This window comes from Acinetobacter sp. P8-3-8 (assembly GCF_000214135.1).
Classification (GTDB): domain Bacteria; phylum Pseudomonadota; class Gammaproteobacteria; order Pseudomonadales; family Moraxellaceae; genus Acinetobacter.
The window spans coordinates 1-3,695 of record NZ_AFIE01000102.1 but is presented as its reverse complement, the minus strand read 5'-3'; the positions used below and the strand labels follow the sequence as shown (position 1 = coordinate 3,695).

3 protein-coding genes are annotated in these 3,695 nt (G+C 36.6%); 2 read left to right on the top strand and 1 reads right to left on the bottom strand.

All coding sequences use genetic code 11. The features are described from left to right. Positions 1 to 57 precede the first annotated feature (57 nt). A complete protein-coding gene (gene ahcY / locus GGG_RS0118455) occupies positions 58 to 1,440 on the bottom strand; it encodes an adenosylhomocysteinase (protein ID WP_010117714.1) in 1,383 nt (460 codons plus the stop codon). Between the two features lie 370 nt (positions 1,441 to 1,810). Between ahcY and GGG_RS0118450 the strand changes: the two genes are divergently transcribed. Beyond that, positions 1,811 to 2,362 carry a hypothetical protein gene (locus GGG_RS0118450; protein ID WP_010117713.1) on the top strand — a complete coding sequence of 184 codons (552 nt, stop codon included), beginning with the start codon at positions 1,811 to 1,813 and terminating at the stop codon, positions 2,360 to 2,362. Between the two features lie 13 nt (positions 2,363 to 2,375). After that, entirely contained in the window at positions 2,376 to 3,338 is a 963-nt protein-coding gene (locus GGG_RS0118445; RefSeq protein ID WP_010117711.1) for a DUF4424 family protein, read from the top strand. The last annotated feature ends 357 nt before the right edge of the window (positions 3,339 to 3,695 follow it).

The window sequence follows — 3,695 nt, the reverse complement described above, 5'->3', positions numbered from 1 at the left end:
GAAACCAAGTCCCTTCTCCCTCAGGGAGAAGGTTTGGATGAGGGGGTAAATTAAAACTTAGTATTTATAAGTCTCAGACTTAAACGGACCTTCAACAGCAACGCCAAGGTAATCAGCTTGTTCTGGAGTCAATTGAGTAAGAACACCACCAAAACCTGCAACCATTGCAGCAGCAACTTCTTCATCTAATTTCTTAGGTAGTAGTTCTACACGAATAGACGCTTGTTTTTGGTCTTCTGGTAGATCAGCAAATTTTTCAGCGAATAAATGCATTTGACCTAAGACTTGGTTTGCAAATGAGCCATCCATAACACGTGAAGGGTGACCTGTTGCATTACCCAAGTTCACTAAACGACCTTCAGAAAGCAAGATTAAATAATCATTTTCGTTTTCTGTACGATACACTTGGTGTACTTGAGGTTTAACTTCAACCCATTTGTAACCACGTAAATAATTGGTATCGATTTCAGTGTCGAAGTGACCAATATTACATACTACAGAACCTGCTTTTAATGTATCTAACATTGCAGCATCACAAACGTGGTAGTTACCAGTCGTTGTTACGATCAAATCAGTATTTTGAAGAAGATCTAGGTTAATGTCTTCTTTCTTGCCAGTTTGAACGCCGTTTTTGTACGGAGAAACAACTTCATAACCATCCATACATGCTTGCATTGCACAGATTGGATCAATTTCAGTTACACGTACAATCATGCCTTCTTGGCGAAGTGATTGAGCAGAACCTTTACCTACGTCACCATAACCGATCACAAGTGCACGACGACCAGATAAAAGCATATCTGTACCACGTTTGATTGCATCGTTTAGTGAGTGACGGCAACCATATTTGTTGTCGTTTTTAGACTTAGTTACAGAGTCGTTTACGTTAATCGCAGGAACTTTCAAAGTACCATCACGGAACATTTCATGCAGACGCTGTACGCCTGTCGTTGTTTCTTCAGTGATACCGTGGATTTTAGCAATCAATTCAGGATATTTTTCATGAACAACAGCAGTTAAATCACCGCCATCATCTAAAATCATGTTGGCATCCCAAGGTGTGCCATTCACATTGATTTGTTGTTCAAGACACCACATGTATTCTTCTTCAGTTTCGCCTTTCCAAGCAAATACAGGAACACCAGAAGCAGCAATTGCAGCAGCAGCGTGGTCTTGAGTAGAGAAAATGTTACATGAAGTCCAACGAACTTCTGCACCTAATTCAACTAGGGTTTCAATAAGTACAGCAGTTTGAATGGTCATATGAATACAACCAAGGATTTTAGCACCAGCAAGTGGTTTAGCAGCAGCATAACGTTTACGTAAGCCCATCAAAGCTGGCATTTCTGCTTCAGCAAGTTTGATTTCTTTACGGCCGTAGTCTGCTAGAGAAATATCAGCAACTTTATAATCTGTAAATGAAGCATTAACCGCGTTCATCACGATCTCCTTTATTAATAAAAAATAATTGATCATTCAGTTCGCGGATGCCGTTGTTGATTAAAACCAGTATTCACAGAAATTTTAACCGAATCGTCGAGCCTAGCGATTTCACATTTATGTGCCTGTGAAAAAGTCGCAGCATCCCTCGACTGGAGGCTATTGTACCGATATTTTAATTTTGTTCCAATGTTGATTGTATAAAAACCTATCAATTAAGGTGAATGAGGAGTTGTGTTGTAAACTAGCAATAAGTAGAGAGAATCCGTTAAATGCTTCTGTTGTAGCAATGGTCTGCATTTAAATAAAATGAATGATGAGTCATCTCTATTTATTAAGTTATTAGGATGGAATTGGGAGTATAGCGTTTATGAATATTGTGCAAATTATTGATCAGCATACTTTTGCCTTAAAACGTGCAATTGAGCTGGCATCGGTCGCACAGCGTAAAAGTCTCGTTATTGCCATCTATGGGTTTTATCAACGACTTCCTCATTTTAAAAATATCATCGAGCGTCATTATCAAATTCGTATTGATAACAAACAATTATTTAAAGACATCGAACAGGAAAACCTAAGTACTTATCAAAATCAAATTAAACTCGCGAATGCTGCTGTAGATGAATATGCGGAAGATTATGAAGAATTAGAAGCAACTCAAATGATTGCTTTAGATGCATTTTCGATGATGGTTTCGAATCAAAAAAATTCTAAAAATTTGGTTGCACTTTTTAGTAGTGTGATTGAAGTGCTCGATTATTATGAAAATTTCTCAGAAGATTCTGCATTTTGGAATCAAATTTTAGAGCAAGAGATTACATTTCAAAAGCAAATAATGAATGAAATTTCTGAAAATGTTATTGTTGATGAATCGATTTATGCACAGCGTTATCAGCACATAGAATTTCCTGATTTGGACTAAGCAGATTAAACAAATGAAAATAATATTATTAATCACTTCGATTGGAATAACATCTTCTGTTTTCGCCAACGACTCCACAGGCTATGTGGGTACAGGGGGGATTGAATATCTCAAAAACAAAAATATTGCGATGCAAAGTGAAGACTTATTCATTAGCAAAAAAAAGATTAAAGTGGATTATCAATTTAAAAATCTAAGTCAGCATGATATTACTGAAACAGTGTTGTTCCCATTACCAAAAGTGCAGAATTATATTGAAACTGATTATGCAGATGCGAGTGGATTGGTAGAAAGTTTTAAAGTTACTGTGAATGGTAAAGTGCTTAAGCCTAAAATTCATGTCCGTGCTTTTTTACCAAGTAATGAGCACCAATATGTCCAAGATGAAGACTTTCAAGGAGATGTTACAACAGCATTACTTGGTTGTGGATTAACAGAACAAGAATTAATGTCGCCTTGGAAAAAAGAGGATACAGATCATGAAATCAAGGTCGTTCAAAAAATTGCAGCTTGTTCTGATCCAAAAGTTCAGAAATTACTAAAAATACAAGATGATGATTATATTCGTTGGCAATCGCAGGTAATTTATAGCTGGCAACAAACGTTTAAAGCAAATGCGATCACTCAGGTATCACATCAGTATCAACCTTTGGTTGGCGGCTCAGTTTCACTTTATCCTGATGAATATAATCAACAATTTTGTATGGATAAAAATTTCAAACAAGGTTTAAAAAGAGCACAATCTGAACATGCGCCATTTAGTGCATTGAGTTATATTTTAAAGACAGGTGCGAATTGGGCGAAACCGATTCAGAATTTCAAACTCACCATAGAACGTGAACCCAATGAGTTGGTTTCTTTTTGTTGGAATGGGGAAGTGAAAAAAATCAGTGCAACTCAATTTCAAATGGTCGAGAAAAACTTTATTCCTAAACAGGATTTAGATGTGATTTTTGTCTATTTACATGATAAATAAAACATAAAAAGCCTATGTAAAAATTAATGCTGATCAGTTAAGAGCAATTTAGTGATTACTCATTAACCTGAGTTCGGGATAAGATATGTTCCCAACTATATGATACGCGGAAATGTCAGTCGCATTGTTCGAGGCAGGGCTACATCTGTAATATACTGTTTTTGCGATATATTAGGTACTTGATAGTATCTGTCGAGTTGGCGACTGACAAATGGTTTTGCCTACTTTTCCCGAAAGAAAAGTAGGTCGAACCGAAGGTTAATCCTTGCATCTGACTTTAAACGGTGAGACTCCGCTGTGCCTGATCTATCTTTTCAATAATTTACATCAAAATTTATCCCGAACTGACGTTCATTA